This window comes from Rhodanobacter sp. TND4EL1 (assembly GCF_054061035.1).
Genome location: NZ_JBSSDT010000003.1, coordinates 190,701 through 210,563, shown reverse-complemented (window position 1 = coordinate 210,563; position 19,863 = coordinate 190,701). Strand labels below are relative to the sequence as shown.

The 19,863-nt window shown below is 65.7% G+C and carries 17 protein-coding genes; 7 read left to right on the top strand and 10 right to left on the bottom strand.

The genetic code is table 11. The annotated features are described in order from the left end of the window. The first annotated feature begins 63 nt into the window (after positions 1–63). Positions 64–1,677 carry a tetratricopeptide repeat-containing sulfotransferase family protein gene (locus ACVWWQ_RS12750; protein ID WP_099653187.1) on the top strand — a complete coding sequence of 538 codons (1,614 nt, stop codon included), beginning with the start codon at positions 64–66 and terminating at the stop codon, positions 1,675–1,677. A 98-nt stretch (positions 1,678–1,775) separates the two neighbouring features. On the opposite strand, the gene ACVWWQ_RS12745 is transcribed toward ACVWWQ_RS12750, so the two are convergent. The 4 genes from ACVWWQ_RS12745 to ACVWWQ_RS12730 all read right to left on the bottom strand — a co-directional run bounded on the left by ACVWWQ_RS12745 (position 1,776) and on the right by ACVWWQ_RS12730 (position 6,529). Beyond that, positions 1,776–3,401: a sulfotransferase gene (locus ACVWWQ_RS12745; protein ID WP_133948940.1), complete on the bottom strand. Its 1,626-nt coding sequence runs from the start codon at positions 3,399–3,401 to the stop codon at positions 1,776–1,778. A gap of 81 nt (positions 3,402–3,482) precedes the next feature. Beyond that, positions 3,483–4,631: an N-acetylglucosamine-6-phosphate deacetylase gene (nagA, locus tag ACVWWQ_RS12740; protein WP_133948942.1), complete on the bottom strand. Its 1,149-nt coding sequence runs from the start codon at positions 4,629–4,631 to the stop codon at positions 3,483–3,485. A 104-nt stretch (positions 4,632–4,735) separates the two neighbouring features. Next, positions 4,736–5,767: an SIS domain-containing protein gene (locus ACVWWQ_RS12735; RefSeq protein ID WP_133948944.1), complete on the bottom strand. Its 1,032-nt coding sequence runs from the start codon at positions 5,765–5,767 to the stop codon at positions 4,736–4,738. A gap of 9 nt (positions 5,768–5,776) precedes the next feature. Then, positions 5,777–6,529, bottom strand: a complete 753-nt coding sequence (locus ACVWWQ_RS12730) for a GntR family transcriptional regulator (protein ID WP_133948946.1) — start codon at positions 6,527–6,529, stop codon at positions 5,777–5,779. Between the two features lie 312 nt (positions 6,530–6,841). On the opposite strand from ACVWWQ_RS12730, the gene zwf reads away from it, so the two are divergent. The 5 genes from zwf to ACVWWQ_RS12705 all read left to right on the top strand — a co-directional run bounded on the left by zwf (position 6,842) and on the right by ACVWWQ_RS12705 (position 13,099). Continuing rightward, positions 6,842–8,305 (top strand): glucose-6-phosphate dehydrogenase, encoded by a 1,464-nt coding sequence (gene zwf, locus ACVWWQ_RS12725; protein WP_133948948.1) that lies wholly within the window; start codon positions 6,842–6,844, stop codon positions 8,303–8,305. A gap of 146 nt (positions 8,306–8,451) precedes the next feature. Continuing rightward, on the top strand, positions 8,452–9,165 hold the full coding sequence (pgl, locus tag ACVWWQ_RS12720; RefSeq protein ID WP_133948950.1) for a 6-phosphogluconolactonase: 714 nt from the start codon (positions 8,452–8,454) through the stop codon (positions 9,163–9,165). 116 nt (positions 9,166–9,281) lie between these two features. Further along, the gene (gene edd / locus ACVWWQ_RS12715) at positions 9,282–11,129 is read left to right on the top strand and encodes a phosphogluconate dehydratase (protein ID WP_133948952.1); all 1,848 of its coding nucleotides are present in this window, start codon (positions 9,282–9,284) and stop codon (positions 11,127–11,129) included. A 122-nt stretch (positions 11,130–11,251) separates the two neighbouring features. Continuing rightward, the gene (gene eda, locus ACVWWQ_RS12710) at positions 11,252–11,896 is read left to right on the top strand and encodes a bifunctional 4-hydroxy-2-oxoglutarate aldolase/2-dehydro-3-deoxy-phosphogluconate aldolase (protein WP_133948954.1); all 645 of its coding nucleotides are present in this window, start codon (positions 11,252–11,254) and stop codon (positions 11,894–11,896) included. 381 nt (positions 11,897–12,277) lie between these two features. Further along, a complete protein-coding gene (locus ACVWWQ_RS12705) occupies positions 12,278–13,099 on the top strand; it encodes a TlpA disulfide reductase family protein (protein WP_133948957.1) in 822 nt (273 codons plus the stop codon). A 108-nt stretch (positions 13,100–13,207) separates the two neighbouring features. On the opposite strand, the gene ACVWWQ_RS12700 is transcribed toward ACVWWQ_RS12705, so the two are convergent. After that, a complete protein-coding gene (locus ACVWWQ_RS12700) occupies positions 13,208–13,912 on the bottom strand; it encodes an RNA polymerase sigma factor (RefSeq protein WP_133948959.1) in 705 nt (234 codons plus the stop codon). Between the two features lie 54 nt (positions 13,913–13,966). Continuing rightward, complete coding sequence (folE, locus tag ACVWWQ_RS12695) at positions 13,967–14,593, bottom strand: GTP cyclohydrolase I FolE (RefSeq protein ID WP_133948961.1); 627 nt, start codon at positions 14,591–14,593, stop codon at positions 13,967–13,969. A gap of 175 nt (positions 14,594–14,768) precedes the next feature. Here folE and ACVWWQ_RS12690 point away from each other — a divergent pair, with 175 nt between their 5' ends. Then, the gene (locus ACVWWQ_RS12690) at positions 14,769–15,404 is read left to right on the top strand and encodes a hypothetical protein (protein WP_133948963.1); all 636 of its coding nucleotides are present in this window, start codon (positions 14,769–14,771) and stop codon (positions 15,402–15,404) included. Between the two features lie 67 nt (positions 15,405–15,471). Here the strand turns inward: ACVWWQ_RS12690 and ACVWWQ_RS12685 are convergent, their stop codons facing one another. The 4 genes from ACVWWQ_RS12685 to ACVWWQ_RS12670 all read right to left on the bottom strand — a co-directional run bounded on the left by ACVWWQ_RS12685 (position 15,472) and on the right by ACVWWQ_RS12670 (position 19,848). Beyond that, entirely contained in the window at positions 15,472–15,801 is a 330-nt protein-coding gene (locus tag ACVWWQ_RS12685; protein WP_133948965.1) for a hypothetical protein, read from the bottom strand. A 42-nt stretch (positions 15,802–15,843) separates the two neighbouring features. Beyond that, positions 15,844–16,437: an HAD family hydrolase gene (locus ACVWWQ_RS12680; RefSeq protein ID WP_133948967.1), complete on the bottom strand. Its 594-nt coding sequence runs from the start codon at positions 16,435–16,437 to the stop codon at positions 15,844–15,846. 64 nt (positions 16,438–16,501) lie between these two features. After that, positions 16,502–17,308, bottom strand: a complete 807-nt coding sequence (locus tag ACVWWQ_RS12675; RefSeq protein ID WP_133948969.1) for an SPFH domain-containing protein — start codon at positions 17,306–17,308, stop codon at positions 16,502–16,504. Positions 17,309–17,412: 104 nt separating this feature from the next. Then, a complete protein-coding gene (locus ACVWWQ_RS12670) occupies positions 17,413–19,848 on the bottom strand; it encodes a S9 family peptidase (protein ID WP_133948971.1) in 2,436 nt (811 codons plus the stop codon). Positions 19,849–19,863 lie beyond the last annotated feature (15 nt).

Sequence of the window (19,863 nt, the reverse complement as noted above, 5' to 3'; positions counted from 1 at the left end):
TTCCGTTCAAACAGAAGGTGGCTTCGAGATCGCAGCAGGCGCCGTTGAAGTTAGTATGGCTCGATGAACTCACCTATCCATACCGGGACGGAAAACGGGCTGCGCGAGCAGGCCCGACGGTACATCGACAAACAGCAATGGGAGGCCGCGCAGGCAACCTTGGAAAAGCTGTTGCAGAACCTTCCCGACGATGCCGCGGCACTGCTCGACTTGGCCGATGTGGCCTTCCAAAGCGGACGGCTGCGTGAAGCGACCACGCGGATTCTCCAGGTTGCGCGCCGGCTTCCGCGAGATGCACCGCTTATCGTCCGAGTGGCACAACGACTGGTGGCTGTGGGCGAAACGGTGGCCGCACGCTCGTGCCTCGATCTGCTTTCCCAGGCGCCAGAGCCCCCGCCGGAATTGCTGGTTGGCCAGGCCCACCTGCGTTTCATGCTGGGCGAAATTTCCTCGGCCAGAGCGTTGATGGAAGGGGCCGTGGCCGCAGGTATCGACTCGCCCGGCGAACTGCATTTGTACGCGATGCTGCTGCAGTTCAGTGGCGACATCGAGCAGGCCTGCGCCGTGCTGGAACGTTGCCTCGATCGCTGGCCCCATTTCGGTGATGCGGCGATGGTGCTGGTCAATCTGCGCAAGCAGAAACCCGAAGCCCATCGACTGGCGTTCGTGCAACAACAGCTGCAGCAGCTTGCTCGCGACGACAAGACACCGGACGCGATGTTTGTGCGCGCAGAATTCGAGTATGCGCAATTCAAGATTCTGGACGACCTCAAGCGTCATGAAGAGGCCTGGCCCGCACTGGCGCGCTGCAACGCGCTCATGCGCCAGCTCAATCCGTACGATGCCGCCGGCGAGGCCGCCGTCACCGATGCACTGACCAGCCTGCCGGCGCGCCATCACGCAGCTGGCGGGAACCCTTCCAGCCCCGGATTCGAGGGCCCCACCCCGATCTTCATCGTCGGCATGCCGCGTTCGGGCACCACCCTGCTTGATCGGATGCTGTCCGCCCACTCGGAAGTCGTTTCCGCGGGCGAGATCATCGACTTCTGGCGCCAGCTGCACTGGGCGGCAGACGTGACACCCGCCAGATCACAAGGACTGCTGAAGATCATCCAGCGCAGCGGGGATATCGACTACGCCGAACTGGGCGCGCGTTATCTGAAGCAGACCCAGTGGCGCGCGCAGGGTCGCTCCTGTTACATCGACAAACTACCGGCCAACATCCAGATGGTGGCATTCATTCGCCGGGCGTTGCCGCATGCACCGATCCTGCACATGGTGCGCGACCCACTCGACACCTGCTTCTCGAACTTCAAGGCCATGTTCGGCAATGTGTCTTCCTACAGCTACGACCTGCAGGCCCTTGCCCATTACTACGGTGAATATGCGCGACTGAGCCGCCATTGGCATGAGCACCTGCCCGGCGCCATGCTGGACGTTCCCTATGCTGCGCTGGTGCGCGACCCCGAGTCCACGCTGCGCGACGTACTTGAGCACTGTGGCCTTGCCATGGAGGACAGCTGCCTGCATCCCGAGCGCAATTCTTCCCCCGTTGCCACCCCCAGCAGCGCCCAGGTCCGCGAACCGATCCACACGCGTGGCGTGCAGCAGTGGAAGGCTTATGCGACACAACTGGAACCCTTGCGAAGGGTGCTCGCGGATGCCGGAATGTTGTGACATCGAGCGCTGTGAACGCCTTCTCCATGACGCATGGAGAGATTTTCCCATTCGCAGATGCCATGACCGCGCTCCCGATGCCTGTCGGGGCCTGACGCCTATTGCAAGGCAGCGTCGGGCGGCAGATGCGCCAGCTCCGCGATCATTTTTTGCAGGGGGCGCAAAGGCTCTTCATAGTTTCGCCACTGACCAAGACTGCGGGTGTGGATTGCCTCGCGAACCTGGATATTGCTTGGCGTCGTCACCGGCGCAACATTGCGTTCCGGCCGTAGACAGGCCTCCTCCAGCATCAGGCCGCAATGTCCCAGAACGCGGCGAAGGCTGGCTTCTGGCGCGCTTACCAGTTCCCTGTAGGAAACATCGAGAACGGCTTCGGGAAGCGAGGAGCGCCAGTGCCCGGCGAGTCGGACGTATTCACCGTAGTAATGAGCAAGAGCCTTGAAATCGTAGCTGTATGCAGACGCATCGCCGAACATCGCGCGATAGTTTGAGAAACAGACTTCCATCGGGTCGCGCACCATATGCAGGATCGGTGCGTGCGGCAAAGCCCGGCGAATGAATGCCACCATCTGGATATTGGCCGGCAACTTGTCGATGTAGTGCGCGCTGCCCCGAGCGCGCCACTGGGTCTGCTGCAGGTAGCGCGCCCCCAGCTCCGTGAAGTCGATCTGGGGACTGCGCCGTATTGCCTTGAGCATCTGCCCGGGAGGCACGTCGGCAAGCCAATGGAGTTGTCGCATGAAATCGTTGATCTCGCCCGCCGACGTGACCTTCGAATGGTTCGAGAGCATTCGGTCGAGCAGCGTCGTGCCGGAACGCGGCATGCCGACGATGAAGATGGGCATGGGGCCGGCAAACGATGGCGGGGCACCGGCCGTCACATCCCCGTGCCGGGGCGAGTGGCTGATGAGCGCGTCGGTCACTGCCGTCTCGAGCGACGCGTCGTACGGGTTGAGCTCATGCATCAAGGCATTGCTTGTTTGCAGCGCTGCCCAGGCTTCGCCATGCCGCCCAAGGTCGTCGAGCTCCTTGAAGGCAGCCGACTCGAACTCGGCGCGGACCAGATTGTCCGACGGCGTCGCCCTGTCCGTCGGAAAGCGCTGAAGCTGACGACGCAGGAAAGCGAGATGATTGGCGTCTTCCGACTGCCTGCGCAGATTCGAACGCGCCATCACCGCGCCACCGAAGAAGGGCCAGCGACGAACACATTCGTCCAGTATTTTCGCGGCCGTGGAAACATCCCCGCTGAACTGGGCCACGGTGGCATGCAGGTAGAAATCGTCGGGCGCATCGCTGCCGGCGGCGAGAGCCTTCTCCACCGCCGCCTTTGCAGCGGGAATTTCGCCAAGCATTGAACGCAATTGGGCCTGTTCGGCCCACAACGACGCGGGCAATCCACCCTGTTGCTGGAGCTGATCGAGACAGCCGCGCACGGCAGTGACTTCGCCCACATGGAACAGATGCTGCGCCAGCTGGAAGATGAGCCAGGGATCGGTTGGCAAGCAGTCGTTCGCGACCCGCAACCACTGCGCGGTGGCGGCCTGCGGTTGCTCTCGCTGCAACATCAGCTTGCCCAGTTCGATCCGGAACAAGGGTTCCTGCGGCAAACGCTGAATCAGCGACTCAAGCGTGGCTTGAGCCGCGATCAGCTGCCCGGCATCGAGATATTGCTGAAAGCGACGCCAGAGACGGCTTTCTCCCGCGGAAAGATTCTGGAAATTCATCGATCCATGATACCGGCGCGCAAGCAAGCCGTCGCGCGGACCAGGCTTTGATGAATCGCCTTTTGGTTTCGCGTGCCGCGCTCAATGCCTGCCGGAATCTGCGCCACCGATCCAGCTTTGCGTCACCTCGTGATGATGATCCAGCGCGACGAGATCGGCCCGATAGCCCGCAGCGATGCGCCCGTGGCTGGCGCCGAGTCCGAGAAACTCCGCCGGATACGTGCTGGCCATGCGCACCGCTTCGTCCAGTGGCAGGCCCAGCAGGTGCACCGCGTTGCGCACGGCGCTGGCCATGTCCAGCGCCGAGCCGGCCAGCACGCCTTGCGCGGTCTGGCAGATGCCGTCCTTGGCGGTGATGGTTTCGCCGTTGAGCACGTAGTCGGGATGATCCGCGCCGACCGGCGGCATCGCGTCGGTGACCAGCAGCATCTTGCCGCGCGGCTTTGCGGCGATCGCCACGCGCAGGCTGGCCGGGTGCACGTGATGACCGTCGACGATCAGGCCGCACCAGCTGTCGGCGTCCTCGAGTGCGGCGCCGACCACGCCGGGTTCTCGGCTGCCGAACGGCGTCATCGCGTTGAACAGGTGGGTGAAACCGCGCACGCCGGCATCGAGCGCGGCGCGGGTAGTCGCGTAATCGGCCGCGGTATGCCCGGCACAGACGATCAACCCGGCGCCGACGAGCGCGCCGATGCTGGCCAGCGGCACCTGATCCGGCGCCAGGGTGATCAGGCGGACGCCGTGATGTGGCGCGCACAGCATCGCCAATTCATCGCGGCCTGGCGCATGGAAGTATTTCGCGTCGTGCACACCCTTGCGCGCCGGCGCCAGATACGGGCCTTCCAGGTGGATGCCCAGCACGCCGGGCACGCCTTCGGCCAGCGCCTGCTCAACCGCCTGCAGCGCCTCGCGCATCACCGCCGGGTCGTCGCTGATCAGGGTTGGCAGGAAGCCGGTGGTGCCGAAGCGACGATGCGCCGCGCCGATGCGGCGCAAGGTCTCCACCGTGGGCGCGTCGTTGAACAGCGCGCCGCCACCGCCGTTGACCTGCACGTCGATGAAACCGGGCAGCAGCATCGCGCCGGCAAGATCGTGTTGCTGCGCGGCGCGCGCGCGTGGATCGGTCGGCGGCAGCAGGTCGACGATGCGCTCGCCGTCGAGCAGCACGGCAAGATCGTCGCGCCAGCCGTCTGGGGTGAGTACGCGGGCGTTGGTGAGCGAATGAAGCATGGCGATTGTTCCTGGGAGCCATGGATTGTAGGAGCGCACCCTGTGCGCGATGCTCTTGCGCGACCTGACCAAGAGGATCGCGCACAGGGTGCGCTCCTACACGGTCAAACCGTTTCGGTGACCTTGTTGAGGTGCGGCGGCACATCGGGATTGAAACCGCGCCGCAAGGCCAGTTCGCTGGCGGCGCGATAGAAGCTCTGGATGATCAGCAGCGGCGTGACCAGGGCCGGCAAGCCCGCCGCCACCGGCAACGTTCCCGCGCCGTGCAGGCCGGGCGCGGCGACGAACACCTGCGCGCCGCGGCCGCGGAACTCGCGCGCGACAGCCAGTGTGCTGTCCAGTGTGTCGTCATCCTGGGCGAAACAAAGCACCGGGAAATCCGGGCCAACCAGCGCCATCGGACCATGTTTCACTTCGGCCGCGCTGAACGCCTCCGCGTGCAAGCCGCAGGTTTCCTTGAATTTCAGCGCCGCTTCCAGCGCGATGCCGAGGCCGTAGCCACGGCCGACGACAAACAGATTGTGCGCATCGACCAGGCCGTCACTCAGCGCCGACCAGTCTGCATTCCAGTGGTCCCGCAGCGCCTGCGGCAAGGCGTCGAGTGCATCACCGAGTTCGGCATCATCCAGCCAGCGCGCGCACAGATGCAGCACGGCGGCGAGCGCGGCGATATAGCTCTTGGTCGCCGCCACGCTGCGCTCGCGACCGGCATGCAGCGGAATCACCGTGTCGGCCAGCAGCGCCAGCGGCGAATCCTCGACATTCACCAGCGCCACCACATGGGCGCCGGCCACCTTCGCGGCCTGGGCGTTGCGCAGCAGGTCGGGGCTCTTGCCCGACTGCGAGATGGCGATGAACAACGCACCCTGCCACTGCTGTTCGGCGGCGTAGACCGAGGTGACCGACGGCGACGCCGACGCGGTGACGATGCCGAGCCGGGTTTCGAACACGTATTTGGCATAGGCCGCGGCATGGTCGGAACTGCCGCGCGCACAGGTGACGATGAAGCGCGGTGGATGCGCGCGCAAGGTTTGCGCCAGCGCGGATACCACCGCCTCGTTGGCCGCAAACTGCCGCGCGACCACGTCGGCCGATTCATGTGCTTCCTGGAACATCAAGGTGTCGCGAGCGTCCATGGTCATCCTTCAGTCGGTCTGCAGTTCGGCGACGAAATCGTAGATGTCGCCGCGATACCAGGAGCAGGTGAACTCGACCACGCGGCCGTCGTCCAGAAAGCTGCGCCGTTCGATGCTCAGCCCGGCACTGCCGACGCTGACGTGCAACAACCGCGCCTGCTGGGCATTCAGTGACACCGCGCGCAAGCGCTGCAGTGCCCGGCGCGGGCGGGCATTGAGTTTTTCCAGCGCTTCGTAGAGCGAGTCATGCACCAGCTGCGGATCGGGCAACACGCTGGCCGGCACCACGCTGCGCTCGATCGCCAGCGGCTCGTCCTGGCCGTAGCGCAAGCGATGCAACCGCACCACCAGCGAGCCCGGTGACAGGTTCATCGCCATGGCCTCTTCGGGAGTGACTTCGCCGATGCCGCGCTCGAAGAATTCCGAGCGCGGATGCAAGCCGCGCTCGCGCAGATCCTCGGTGAAGCTGGTCAGCCGCGACATCGGTTTGACGATACGCTCGGCAATGAAGGTGCCGGCGCCGTGGCGTTGCGTGAGCAGGCCTTCCTCGACCAGCCCGGCGATCGCCTTGCGCACGGTCACCCGTGACAGCTTCAGCGCCTGCGACAAATCACGTTCGCTGGGCAGCGCCTGGCCCGCCTCGATGTCGCGATGCTCGACGACATTGCGGATCGCCCGGCGCAGGCGCAGATAGGCCAGGGGCTGGTGGGTGGCCGGGTCGTGGCAGATCCGGCGGTATTCTTTGGTGAGGGCGGCTTCCATCCGCCAACAATACCAATACCGAACCACCGGAGCAAGCGCAATGCCGACGGTCGCTCACTCTGGACATCGCCCGCCAGCAGGCGCGATTGACATGCCTTGCCGCGAGATCCCTCGGCGGCAGCATGCACCCCGTATTCGCAGTGAACTGGGCGGGCAAAAGTGACTTGGCCGTCGCGCCATGCCAGCGGCATTCGATGAATTCGTATGCATACCCGTAGTCGACCTGGTATTTCACTGGTACTATCGACGCTCATTCGGGCAAAACGAGCCATTCGGCCTGCCCGCCATCCGGCATCGTGTCGAGGTGACTGCGTGACTGCTTCTACCCAATCGGTTGATCCGTTCGACCTGGTGATCTTCGGCGGCACCGGCGATCTCGCCGTGCGCAAATTGCTGCCCGCGCTTTTCCATCGTTTCCTTGATGGGCAGATTCCCGCCAGCAGCCGCATTGTCGGCGTGGCCCGCGAGGCGCTGGATGACGCGGGCTATCGCACGCAGCTGCGCGAGGCACTGGTCGGCATCTGCGACGCACGCCAGCTCGACGTGTTCCTGCAGCAGGTGTTCTACCGCCCGCTGGACGCGCGCAAGGACGAGGGCTGGGACGACTTCGCTGCCCTTATCGGCGCGCAGCCCGATCACATCCGCGTGTTCTACCTGTCGACCTCGCCGGAGCTGTTCGTCGACATCTGCAACCGGCTGGGCCATTACCAGCTCAACCAGGGCGCCTCGCGCGTGGTGCTGGAGAAGCCGATCGGCCGCGACCTGGCCAGCGCGAACCAGATCAACGACGCGGTCGGCAAGGTATTCGACGAATCGCAGACTTTCCGCATCGACCATTACCTCGGCAAGGAGACCGTGCAGAACCTGCTGGTACTGCGCTTCGGCAATGCGCTGTTCGAGCCGCTGTGGAATTCCGCGCACATCGACCACGTGCAGATCACCGTGGCCGAAACACTCGGCGTCGGCCACCGCGGCGCGTATTACGACCGCGCCGGCGCATTGCGCGACATGGTGCAGAACCACATGCTGCAGCTGCTGTGCATGGTGGCGATGGAGCCGCCCTCGTCGCTGGCGCCGGATGCGGTGCGCGACGAGAAGCTGAAAGTGCTGCATTCGCTGAAACCCATCGACGACAGCAACGCCGCCCAGCTCACCGTGCGCGGCCAGTACCGCGCCGGCGTGGCCGAAGGCGCCAGCGTGCCCGGCTATCCGGAGGAACTGGGCGACCAGAAATCGAACACCGAAACGTTCGTCGCCCTGAAGGCGGAGATCGCCAACTGGCGCTGGGCCGGCGTGCCGTTCTACCTGCGCACCGGCAAGCGGTTGCCGGATCGCGTCTCGGAGATCGTGGTCACCTTCAAGCCGGTACCCCATTCGATTTTCAACGCCGATGCCGGCACCTTGTCGCAAAACCGGTTGGTGCTGCGGCTGCAGCCGGACGAAGGCGTCAAGCTGTGGCTGACCATCAAGCACCCCGGACCCGGCGGCTTGCGCCTGCGCCACGTGCCGCTGGACATGAGTTTCGCCGAAGCGTTTGGCGTGTCGCAGCCCGATGCCTACGAGCGCCTGCTGCTCGACGTGGTGCGCGGCAACCCGACCCTGTTCATGCGCCGCGATGAAGTCGAGGCGGCATGGCATTGGGCCGGGCCGATCCTCGCCGCGTGGGCCGACAGCGGCGAACCGCCGCGGCCATATACCGCCGGCAGCTGGGGACCGAGTGCCGCCGTGGCCCTGATCGAGCGCGACGGTCGCACCTGGAACGAAGACAGTGAATGAGTCTTCGCCCGCGATCCGGCGTCGCCCGCGGGCTTCCGGCGCGGGGATTCACTCCGCCGTGCCCACCCGCGCGCCAGACTTCACCCTCCTTCCCAACGCGATACGCCCCGGCAGTCACTGACCTTCCGGCCGCGTCACCCCTCATCATGACTCCATCATTGAACGTCACCACGCACAGCTTCACCGACTGCCAGATCCAGGCGACCGCACTCGCCGAGCGTATCGCCGAGCGCCTGCGCAGCGCCCTGACCGAACGCGGGCAAGCCGTGCTGGCCGTGTCTGGCGGCAACACGCCGAAGAAACTGTTCGACCGCCTGTCGCAGGAAAAGCTGGACTGGTCACGGGTGCAGATCACCCTGGTCGACGAACGCTGGGTGCCCGATACGGATGAACGTTCCAACGCGCGGCTGGTGAAAACGCTGCTGCTGCAGCACGCCGCTGCGGCGGCGCAGTTTATTCCGCTGTATACCGGCGCGGCCTCGCCCGAGGCCGGGCTGGCCACCGCCGACGCGCGCATCGCCGCGCTGCCATTGCCGTTCGACGCGGTGGTGCTGGGCATGGGGGACGACGGCCACACCGCGTCCTTCTTCCCCGGCGGCGATCACCTCGCTGAAGCACTCGATCTCGACGGCCAGGCACGGGTATTGCCGATGCATGCTGCGGACGCTGGCGAACCACGCATCACGCTCACCCTGCCGATCCTGCTGCAGACCCGCGCGCTGTACCTGCTGGTCGCCGGCGAGAAGAAACGCGACCTGCTGGCCGATGCGCGGCTGGGTCTGGGTGCGGCACGGGACTATCCGGTGCGCGCGGTATTGACGCAGCAACGCGTGCCGGTCGCCGTGTACTGGTGCCCTTGAGGACGGGACATGCGTGCAGAAACGTGGGCAATGAGTGAACCGCAGCACGTCCATTCCCTCCCCGCGTTCCGTTCCCGCATTTCCCGCCACTCTCCCCTCACTTCCGGATCCGAATCATGACCACGCTGCACCCTGTCATCGCCGAAGTCACCGCCCGCATCGTCGAACGCAGCCGTCCCACGCGCACGGCGTACCTCGCGCGCATTGACGAAGCGTGCAGCAAGGGTGTCTACCGTCATCGCCTCGGCTGCGCCAACCTGGCGCATGCTTTCGCGGCCAGCAGCGATGCCGACAAGACCGCCTTGCGCGGCAAGGTGACGCCGAACGTTGGCATCGTCACCGCGTACAACGACATGCTCTCGGCGCACCAGCCGTACGAACCGTATCCGCAGCAGATTCGCCAGGCCGCCCGACTGGTGGGTGCGGTGGCCCAGGTGGCCGGCGGCGTGCCGGCGATGTGTGACGGCATCACCCAGGGTCGCGCCGGCATGGAGCTGTCGCTGTTCTCGCGCGAAGTGATCGCGATGGCGACCGCCGTGGCGCTGTCGCACGACACCTACGATGCGGCGCTGATGCTCGGCATCTGCGACAAGATCGTGCCGGGTCTGCTGATCGCGTCGCTGAGCTTTGGCCACATGCCCATCATCTTCGTGCCCTCCGGTCCGATGCCCAGCGGGTTGTCGAACGATGAAAAATCGAAGATGCGTCAGCGCCACGCCGAGGGCAAGGCGACGACCGAAGAACTGCTGGATGCGGAAGCCGCCTCGTACCACGCGCCGGGCACCTGCACCTTCTACGGCACCGCCAATTCCAACCAGATGCTGATGGAGATCATGGGCCTGCACCTGCCCGGTGCCAGCTTCGTCAGTCCGAACACGCCGCTGCGCGAGGCATTGACCCGCGCGGCCGTCTATCAGGCGGTAGCGATGACCGCCATGGGCCCGGCGTACAACCCGATTGGTCGGGTGGTCGACGAGCGCACCATCGTCAACGCGGTGATCGGGCTGCACGCTACCGGCGGCTCGACCAACCAGTTGCTGCACCTGGTGGCCATGGCGCGCGCGGGAGGCATCGTGCTCACGCTGGAGGATTTCGACGCGCTCTCGGCCGCGGTGCCGCTGCTGGCGCGGGTGTACCCGAATGGCAGCGCGGACGTGAACCACTTCCACCACGCCGGCGGCATGCCGTTCCTGATCGGCACCCTGCTCGACGCCGGCCTGCTGCACGGCGACGTGCGCACGGTGTGGGGCGAAGGCATGGCGGCGTACCGGCGCATGCCGTCGCTGGACGACAGCGGCAAGCTGGTCTGGAACGAAATCACCGCCAGCAGCGACCTGACCGTGCTGCGCCCGGCGAGCGAGCCGTTCCGTGCCGATGGCGGCGTGCGCGTACTCAAGGGCAACCTTGGCGTTGCCGTGATCAAGGTTTCGTCGGTGCCGGACGATCGCATGGTGGTCGAGGCCCCCGCGGTGATCTTCCACGAGCAGGAAGAGTTGCAGGCCGCGTTCCACCGCGGCGAGCTGGCTCGGGATTTCGTGGCGGTGGTCCGGTTCCAGGGCCCCAAGGCGATCGGCATGCCCGAGCTGCACAAGCTGACCCCGCCGCTGGCCGTACTGCAGGCCCGCGGGTATCGCGTGGCCCTGGTCACCGACGGACGCATGTCCGGTGCGTCGGGCAAGGTCCCGGCCGCGATCCACGTCACGCCCGAAGCGATTGATGCCGGCCCGCTGGGCAAGCTTCGCGATGGCGACATCGTGCGGCTGGACGCCATCGCCGGCACGCTGGAAGCGAAGGTGGATGCCGCCGAGTGGGCGGCTCGCCCGCAGGCGCACGTCGACCTGTCCGGGCACCATGTCGGCATGGGTCGAGAACTGTTCGCCTGCCTGCGCAACGCCGTGGGCGCCGCCGATGCCGGCGTCACCGTGTTTGGTGCCCACGACCGCCACCATGCCGCGGATGCCTGATCCAGACAGCACGCAACAAAATCATCCTTTGCGTAAGGCGGGCACTGCCCGCCAACATTTCATCCCACGCGACACGGCAGGCTTTGCCCGCCCTGCAACCTCTCAAATCAGCGAGCGCCCGCATGACCACCATCGAACACAAGCAACAGCAGATTGAAGCCACCATGCGTCTGGCACCGGTGATTCCCGTCGTGGTGATCCACGATGCGAGGCTGGCGGTTGCCATGGCCCGCGCGCTGGTCGCCGGTGGCACGCCGGCGATCGAGGTGACCTTGCGCACGCCGGCCGCGCTGGACGCGATCCGTGCCATCGCCGCCGAAGTCGAAGGCGCGGTGATCGGCGTGGGCACCGTCCTCACCGCGAAGGATCTCGAGGCGGCGCACAGGGCCGGCGCACGCTTTGCCGTTTCGCCCGGCATCTCGCCACGCCTGCTCGATGCGGCCGACGACAGTGCGTTGCCACTGCTGCCCGGCGTGGCCACCGCCAGCGAGGCGATGGCCCTGCTCGAGCGTGGCTATCGCCATCTGAAATTCTTCCCGGCGGTGCCGGCGGGCGGCCACAAGCTGCTCGGCGCGTGGGCCAGCCCGCTGCCGCAGATCCGCTTCTGCCCCACCGGCGGCATCAGCCTGGCCAGCGCACCGGACTTCCTCGGCCTGCCAAATGTGATCTGCGTGGGCGGCTCCTGGCTCACCCCGGCGGACAAGCTCGCCGCGGGCGACTGGGCCGGCATCGAGCTGCTTGCCCGCGAAGCGGCGGCGCTGGCCTGACCGTCCGTATTTCCGCGCCGGGCAGTTAAGGCACCGCTGATCAAGTATCGCCGCCGTCATGATGACTGGAAGGCCTGCAGGTGGTGTTGCGTGGCGCCGGCAAGACTGGCTGTGTTGCCTAGCCGCGCGGCATCGCGTGCGGGCCTTCCAGTCATCACCTCATCATTTAAAATTCAACAGGTTGAGGCCCATCCTCTCTGTTCGCATACCTTCGGTCCGTCGCCTCGACAGACGGCCAGTCTGCCGTCGCCGACGGCCCTGTGGTCTGCAAACAGAGAGGGTGGGTGACGGTGGTGATACTTGATCAGCGTTGCCTTAAGCTGGGCCTTTGCACTGACGCGCAGCGATCGACGCGCGTCCCACCGGCAAGGCTCTCATCCCATGTCCATCGGACCGCTCGCTCTTTCGTCCGGCCTGCTGGCGTTGTTGTTCGGCGTCATCGCCGCGCTTGCCACGGCCGGCTTTCTGCGCCGCCGCGGTTATCCCGACGTCGGCAATCCGCTGTTCCTGGCGCTCGGCCTCGGCCTGCTCGCCGCGCGTGCGGCCTACGTGGCCGGCTGGTGGTCGCAGTATGTGCAGCAACCGCTGAGCATGCTGAACATCCGTGACCACGGCTTTGATCCGATCGCCGGCGTGCTGGGCGTGATCATCGCCGCGCTGGTGATCGGCTGGCGCCGACCCTCGCTGCGCCGTCCGTTGGCCGCGGGCGTTGTGGTCGGCATCGCGGCCTCGGCATTTGCCGGTGTGCTGGCCTGCAAGCTGACCGCACAGGCCCATCCGCCACTGCCTGGTCTGGTGATCAGCGACCTGGATGGAAAGCAGGTGCCACTGGGGACGCTGCGAGGCCAGCCCACGGTGATCAATCTGTGGGCTACCTGGTGCGGGCCATGCCGGCGCGAGATGCCGGTGCTGGCCGAGGCGCAGCACGCGATGCCGCAGGTGCGCTTCGTGTTCGCCGACCAGGGGGAATCGGCCGCCGCCGTGAAGCAGTTCATGCAGGCGCAAGGCATCACGCTGGACAACGTGCTGATCGACGGCAACCTGCAGCTGTCCCATTACTACAACGTCCGCGGCTACCCGACCACGCTGTTTCTGGACAGCGACGGACGTTTGCGCGATCTGCACATGGGCGAACTGTCACGGGCGACGCTGGCCGAACGCCTGCAACGGATCCACCCGCCCGCCAGCCCGACGCCCCACTGACCGCCTCGCCCGAGGTCGACCACGCCGGCTTCATTGCTGGCGGCGGCGCGCCCGTTGCGGAACGTGCAGGGGTGCATCCATGGCAACCATCCGCATGGCCCGCTGCCCTCAGGACGTTCGTTCGGCTTCCAGCCGGGCCATCACGGCGGCGGTGACGCGGGCGCAGCGCTGGCCCATGAATGGAAACGCTTCACTCATCGTGTCGGACAGGCTGTCGTGCAGCGTGGCCCGCAGCAAACGCCGTGCGCGATGCAGACGGGTCTTCACCGTTTCCGGCTTGATCGACAGCGACGTGGCGGTTTCCTCAGTCGAACACTCCTCGATATCGCGCAATATGTAGACGGTGCGAAACGCCGCTGGCAGTTCGTCGATGGCGTGTTCGAGCAGGCGACGGATCTGCGCCCGGGCCGCCGAGGTGGCCGGATCCTCACTGCCGAATTTCGAGGGGAAACGGAGCACCTGGTGGCTGTCGTCAGTCGCCGCATCGACCTGCTCCAGGCCGACCATGGTGTGGCGCTTGCGCAGCCGCCCGCGTGCCTCGTTCAGCACGATGCTGGTCAGCCAGGTCGCCAGGGTCGAGTCTCCGCGGAACGTGTCCAGCTTGTCGTAGGCGCGCATATAGGATTCCTGCAGTACGTCTTCCGCCTCGGCGTCTTCGCCGAGTACCGCGCGCGCCACCCGGAACAGTCGCTGGTTGCAGCGCTGCATGATGTGGCGGAACGCTTCGCGCTGGCCATCGCGGACCAGCGCCACCAGCGCGCCGTCGTCCAGCGCGGCGTAATCGATGGCTGCAATACGGGCATGGGCTGACATGGTGTTCTCCTTCTACACCTGATCCGATGCAGCTGCACCGTCGAAGGTTCCCGCTCAGCCGACCAGCGCGCGAAGGATCTCCTGCCGGTGTGGTTCCGCAGCGAATTCACCGAGCAGGCGCCGGGTCTGCATCGACACGCCATGCAGATGCACGCCGCGCGAGGACAGGCAGGCGTGGCTGGCCTGGACGATCACCGCCACGCCGCGCGGCTGCAGCACCTGGTTCAGCGTTTCGGCTATCTCGGAAGTCAGTCGCTCCTGAATCTGCAAGCGTCGGCCCAGCGCCTCGACCAGCCGCGCGAGTTTGGAGATGCCGACCACGCGCTGGCGCGGCAGATACGCCACGTGCACCACGCCGGTGATCGCCGCCATGTGGTGTTCGCAGGTGGACTGCAGCGGAATGTCGCGCAGGATCACCGCGTCGTCGTAGCCGCCCACCTCACCAAAGGTACGGCTGAGCAGCCCGGCCGCATCCTGCCGATAGCCGGCGAACCATTCCTCGTACGCGCGCACCACGCGCGCCGGCGTAGCGAGCAAGCCTTCGCGAGCAGGGTCGTCACCGGCCCAGCGGATCAGCGTTCGCACGGCCGCCTCCGCCTCGGCGCGGGTAGGGTGCGGTGTTTCGCCCGCAGCTGGCAGTGCGACGGCGCGCAGGTCAACGGTCTGGTCGGTATCAAGCATGGGAAGGCCCTGTCGATGGTGGTCAAGGATCAGATGGACTTGTCCTGTACGAGGTTCCGGCGACGCCGGATTCAGTCGCGGAACCTCTTGCCGCCCTGCTGCATCCCATGGGCGCAGGTACGTCTACAGCGCGCATTCGCACGCTGGCGCTGCCCTTTCGAAGGAGTGATCACTCATGAACAAGACCATCTTTGCACTCGCCCTGGCGCTCACCTTTGGCGGCGTCACCGCGATCCAGGCGCAGCCGGCCCCCGCCACTCCGGCGCACGCGATGAACGCGTCGGCGATGAACTGGTTCGGCGGCGTCACCTACAACGGCGCGCCCGCGCTGGATGTCACCGCTGCCCTGGTCAAGGCCGGCGGTGGCGCGGACAACTTCAACTTTGCCACGGCGCTGGTGTCCATGCTGGGCCAGGACACCGTCAATGCCGAGGTCGCCAAGCTCACCAGGCAGTACGGCAAGACGGCCACCGACAACTTCATCGCCGGCATGACCTTCGCGGTCAATGACGGGCTGAAGCGCGCCACCGAGGCGGGCGTGAAACTGCCGGCGGCGCCGGCGGACCTGGAAGGCGGGAAGCTCGCCAGCACGCTGGTCACCGCCGGTACCACCGCCGACGGCACGTGGTGGGCGGGCTATCTGTTCGACAAGGCGCTGTCGCACGACATCCATGTGCAGGTGATGCAGGACATCGACGCGAAGTTCGGCCATGGCGCCGACGAAAACACCCACAAGATCCTCAACCAGGCGATGTACGACGTGGCCCAGGCATTGAAGGTGAAGGGCGTGAAGCTGGCCTCGCTGCACTGAACAGGCTTCCAGACAGGAACCACCCACCCGCCGCTCCGCCATCGGTGCGGCGGGCTTTCCGGACGGCTTACTGATCCCGCTTCAGGTCCACCCCATCGACCGTCATGTGCCAGGCACCCTGCTCCTGTTGCGGTGCTGCGGATACCACGAAGGTGGTTTTCAGCGGGCCGATGCCGACCGTGAAATTGTCGCCGTCGAACTTCTGCAGCGGGCCGTTGATGGACGTTCGCTTGCCGCCTTCGTCGCGGGTGTACTCGACATTGCCGCCGACCGTGATCAACAGTGTCATGTCGTGGGCGCGCCAGTAGCCGGCATAGGCGGCTTTTTGCGGTGGCAAGGGCTTGGCGCAGGCTGCCAGAAGGCAGGTCAGCACGAATGTCACGATCAGTTTGCGCATGTGCCACTCCGGAATGTTCATGGTCAATCCTGCGTGGTGCGCTCAGGACACTTCCTGCCACTGGAAGTATTTTCGATCGGCGATGCGCAGCAGGTCGAGATCTTCGCTGGTATCGCCGTAGGCATACACGCAGGCAAAGGCGGCCGGATCGTACTTCTCCAGCACCCGCCGCGGCTTCTCCGCACCCACGCATTGCCGACCGCGATAGCGTCCGCTGAAGTGGCCATCGACCACTTCCAGCTCCGAACAGATCAGCTCCAGTTCGTGCTGCCGGCACCAGTGCTGCAGATACACGTCGAGCGCGCCGGAAACCACCACCACCAAATCGCCCTGCGCCTTGTGCCAGGCGATCCGCGCCAGCGCCTGCGCACGCAGCACGCCGGGCAGAACCTCGCGGGCAAACCGTTCGCCGGCATGGTCCAGCCGCGCCAGCGGCTCGCCACGAAAGCCGAAGCGCACTACCCGCGAGCGGATCGCATTGGAGGACACCAGGCCCAGCTTGTAGCCGACCACCACCGGCGCCAGCAGCACCCTGCCGGTGGCCAGTCGTCGCGGCGTCACCGCGAAATGCATGAAGTCGGAAAACATTTCGCGGGTGGTGATCGTTCCGTCGAAATCGAACAGGGCAAGATTCATCGGGCAACCCATCCGTTGGTTTGAGTGGGAAGAAACCGGTGGCATGGCTACGCGAGGCGGTCGATCATTTCACGCTCACCACGGGGTCGACCTGGCTGCCGATGATGAAGGTGCACTTGGCCTCCTTCGCCGCACACACCTCGGTCTGCATCTTGATGCGTTCCATCTCGACGAACTGGGCCGGACTGAGATTCATCGCCAGGCGATAAGCGTTGTCCGCCTCCGCGCGACTCTGTTCGGCGGCCTTGCGCGACTGTTCGGCCAGGTCGCGCTTCTGCTCGGTCAGCACGCGCTGTTCCTGCTGCGCGGTTTCCACGCGCTGGTTGCGCACGGCGTCCGGCGGGTTGGCCTTGCCCACGGTGATCTTGATCAGCCGGATCGGCAGCTTGTTCTCGTTGAGATAGGCGGTCATCTCGCGACTGACCTCGCTGTCGATCTCATCGATCGCGGTGGTCTGGATCGCGGTCTCATTCATGCCGTGCTTCTTCACCGCCGAACGCACCCGGTTGAAGAACTCCTGCTCGACATTGTTCTTGTACCAGTCCTGGCCGAAGTTCTTCACCAGTGCCACCGGATCGACCACCTGCAGGCGGATGATCGCGTGGAAATCCAGCGGCACGCCGTCGCTGGACATCAGGTCGCTGAAGTTGCCGTCGTACTGCTGCGGAAACATGTTGACGTAGATCCGCTGCGTGGAGAACCACGTATAGGTCAGGCCGGTGGTGACCGGCTGGTCGCGCACGCCGCCATGGCCGATCAGGACCGGCTTGTCGATCAGCACCGCTTGCTGACCGGCATCCGGCGAGACCACGGTGCAACCCGTGCATGCCAGCAACAACGCCGCGACGGCGGCAAGACCCGACCTGTTCATGCCTTTCCCCTGAGGTGATCCGTTGTGGCCACCTGCCCCGTGGCCATCATGCAACAAGGCCGCCCCCATCGGAATGCGGGCGACCCTGCCGTGTTGCGTGCGTCTCAGTTTCCGGCGGAGGCGCCCTTCACCGGCTTCACGTAAGTCTCGAACAGTTCATCGATGCGACGGTATTCGTCGTGCCATGAGTCGGGATGGACGAAGCCATGCCGCTCCATCGGATACAGCGAGATCCAGAAGTTCTTCTTGTGCAGCTCGATGAAGCGCTGGTACAGGCGGATCGAATCCTCGGCCAGCACGTTGTCGTCGATCAGGCCGTGCTGGATCAGCAGCGGGTCACGCAGGTTGTCGGCGTATTCGATCGGCGAGCTGGTCTTGAACGCCTCCGGATCGAGCTGCGGATCGTTGAGGATATTCGCGGTGTACTCGTGGTTGTACAGCGTCCAGTCGCTGACCGGGCGCAGCGCGGCGCCGGCAGCGAATTCGCCCGGCGCACGCAACAGCGCCATCTCGGTCATGAAGCCGCCGTAGCTGCCGCCATAGATGCCCACGCGCTTCGGATCAACGCCATGGTTTTTCACCAGCCACGCCTTGCCGTCCAGCAGGTCTTCCAGTTCCGGGTGACCCATGTGGCGATAGATCGCGGTGCGCCACGCGCGGCCGTAGCCTTCGGAGGCGCGATAGTCCATGTCCAGCACCACGTAGCCTTGCTGCACCAGCAGGTTGTGGAACATCTGTTCGCGGAAGTAGTTGGACCACGACAACGTGACGTTCTGCAGGTAGCCGGCGCCATGCACGAAGATCACCGCGGGCCTGGACGCGTTGCTCTCGTTGGTCGGCCCGTAATACTTCGCGTAGATCGTGCCGGCACCGTGGCTGGATGGCACTTCGACCACTTTGGGAGCGATCCAGTCATGCGCGGTGAACGCGGGCTTCATGGTATTGGTGAGTTCGCGTGGCGTGCCGCCCGCGGCGCCCTGCACGGCCAGCTGCGACAGCACGTAGGGCGAGGAATGCAGCACCGCCAGCTGGCTGCCGTCGGGCGACAACGCGAAATCGTCCATGCCCTGATAGCTGGTCAGACGGGTCAGTTCGCCGCCGCTCGAGGGCACCCGATAGACGTCATAGCTGTACGGCGCGACCTGGTTGCTGCGCAGGTAGAACCACTTGCCGTCTTCGCTCAGCTGCGGATGGCTGATCTCGAACTTCCCGCTGGTCAGCGCCGTGGCCTTGCCGCCGAGCGACTGGGTGTAGAGCTGCGACCAGCCGCTCTGCTCGCTCAGATACCACAGCGTGTTGCCGTCTTTCAGCCAGCCGAAATCGTTGAAGTTCCAGTTGATCCACGCGTTGTCGGTGAGCCGCTGCCGATTGACCAGCGCGTGCTTGCCGAAATCGATGCTGGTGATCCAGCGATCCTTGTTGTCGATCGCGCGCAGCTGCACGGCCGCATTGCGCCCATCGTCACTCCACACGATGCCGCCGCCGTTGTCGGCGCTAAGCACGGTCACCGGACGCACGTCCGGTGCCTTCAGCGCCTTGGCCTGGTCGTCCTTGCCGGCTTTCTGCAAGGCGGCCACGGCACGCGCGCGCAACTCCTTCAGCGGGTCGTCCTTGATGCCGGGCAGTGCGTCGGTGGCCAGCGGCCAGGACTGGTGACTCGTCAGGTCCAGCAGCAGCAGCGACTGCGGCGCCGGATCGTTGCGGCCCACGTAGACACGCGTTTCCTGCTGCTCGGGGTAGCCGGAGTCGGTGACGTAGTGGGTGAGTTCCGGTGCCTTGCCCGCGTCGTAGCCCTTCGGCGCGGTGATCAGCAGCAGCCAGCGGCCGTCGGGCGACAGCTCGCTGTCGACCGCGGTGATCTTGTCGCCGAGGAAGAACGGCGCCGGCGCGCGTCCGGCATCGGCGGCGTCCAGCGCCTTGTCCTGCTCGCGCTGCGCCTGCTTGTCGGCCTTGATCTGGCGCAGCGTCTTGAACAGTTCCAGCTGGCGCGCACCCAGCGCATCGGGCTGCTTCGCCTGCGGATCATCAACGAATTTCAGCACGGCCGCCGGCGCGGTGATGCCGCTGGCCAGATCGTGGCTGTACCAGTCGTTGCCGTCGCGAAACTGCAGCGCGCGGCCATCGGCGGAAAAGCGCGGCGCGGATTCGTCCTGCGGCGTGCGGGTGATCTGCTGGCGCCGGCCACTGGCCAGGTCAACCAGGAACACGTCGCCATGCAGGATGAACGCGGCATGCTGGTGGGCCCGGTCGAACACGGCCGGACCGTCGGCCTGCGCCATCGCCGACGGGTCGAGCCTGGTGCTCTGGCCGGTGCGCGGATCGATTCGATACAGGTCGCGCACCTTGCTGCCATCGCGCTTCAGCGAGTAGTACAGGTTGCGCCCGTCCACGCTCCAGTACGGCGACTCCACTGCCTGCCCGATCCAGTCGGGGTTGGCCATCACCGTTTCCAGATCCAGCGGCGCCGCCGCGGGCTGGGCGGCGAACGCCGCGGGAGCAAGGATGAGCGCCACGAGGGCAGCGGGCAGCAATCGGCGCATGGATTTCCCCAAGGC

Bases quoted from the DNA above. Each gene is read 5' to 3' on its own strand.
- ACVWWQ_RS12680 (WP_133948967.1), bottom strand. From the start codon at position 16,437: ATGAATCTTGCCCTGTTCGATTTCGACGGAACGATCACCACCCGCGAA.
- eda (WP_133948954.1), top strand. From the start codon at position 11,252: ATGACCACCATCGAACACAAGCAACAGCAGATTGAAGCCACCATGCGT.
- ACVWWQ_RS12705 (WP_133948957.1), top strand. From the start codon at position 12,278: ATGTCCATCGGACCGCTCGCTCTTTCGTCCGGCCTGCTGGCGTTGTTG.
- ACVWWQ_RS12745 (WP_133948940.1), bottom strand. From the start codon at position 3,401: ATGAATTTCCAGAATCTTTCCGCGGGAGAAAGCCGTCTCTGGCGTCGC.
- folE (WP_133948961.1), bottom strand. From the start codon at position 14,593: ATGCTTGATACCGACCAGACCGTTGACCTGCGCGCCGTCGCACTGCCA.
- ACVWWQ_RS12670 (WP_133948971.1), bottom strand. From the start codon at position 19,848: ATGCGCCGATTGCTGCCCGCTGCCCTCGTGGCGCTCATCCTTGCTCCC.
- ACVWWQ_RS12750 (WP_099653187.1), top strand. From the start codon at position 64: ATGAACTCACCTATCCATACCGGGACGGAAAACGGGCTGCGCGAGCAG.
- ACVWWQ_RS12690 (WP_133948963.1), top strand. From the start codon at position 14,769: ATGAACAAGACCATCTTTGCACTCGCCCTGGCGCTCACCTTTGGCGGC.
- edd (WP_133948952.1), top strand. From the start codon at position 9,282: ATGACCACGCTGCACCCTGTCATCGCCGAAGTCACCGCCCGCATCGTC.
- nagA (WP_133948942.1), bottom strand. From the start codon at position 4,631: ATGCTTCATTCGCTCACCAACGCCCGCGTACTCACCCCAGACGGCTGG.
- ACVWWQ_RS12700 (WP_133948959.1), bottom strand. From the start codon at position 13,912: ATGTCAGCCCATGCCCGTATTGCAGCCATCGATTACGCCGCGCTGGAC.
- ACVWWQ_RS12735 (WP_133948944.1), bottom strand. From the start codon at position 5,767: ATGGACGCTCGCGACACCTTGATGTTCCAGGAAGCACATGAATCGGCC.
- pgl (WP_133948950.1), top strand. From the start codon at position 8,452: ATGACTCCATCATTGAACGTCACCACGCACAGCTTCACCGACTGCCAG.
- ACVWWQ_RS12730 (WP_133948946.1), bottom strand. From the start codon at position 6,529: ATGGAAGCCGCCCTCACCAAAGAATACCGCCGGATCTGCCACGACCCG.
- ACVWWQ_RS12685 (WP_133948965.1), bottom strand. From the start codon at position 15,801: ATGCGCAAACTGATCGTGACATTCGTGCTGACCTGCCTTCTGGCAGCC.
- ACVWWQ_RS12675 (WP_133948969.1), bottom strand. From the start codon at position 17,308: ATGAACAGGTCGGGTCTTGCCGCCGTCGCGGCGTTGTTGCTGGCATGC.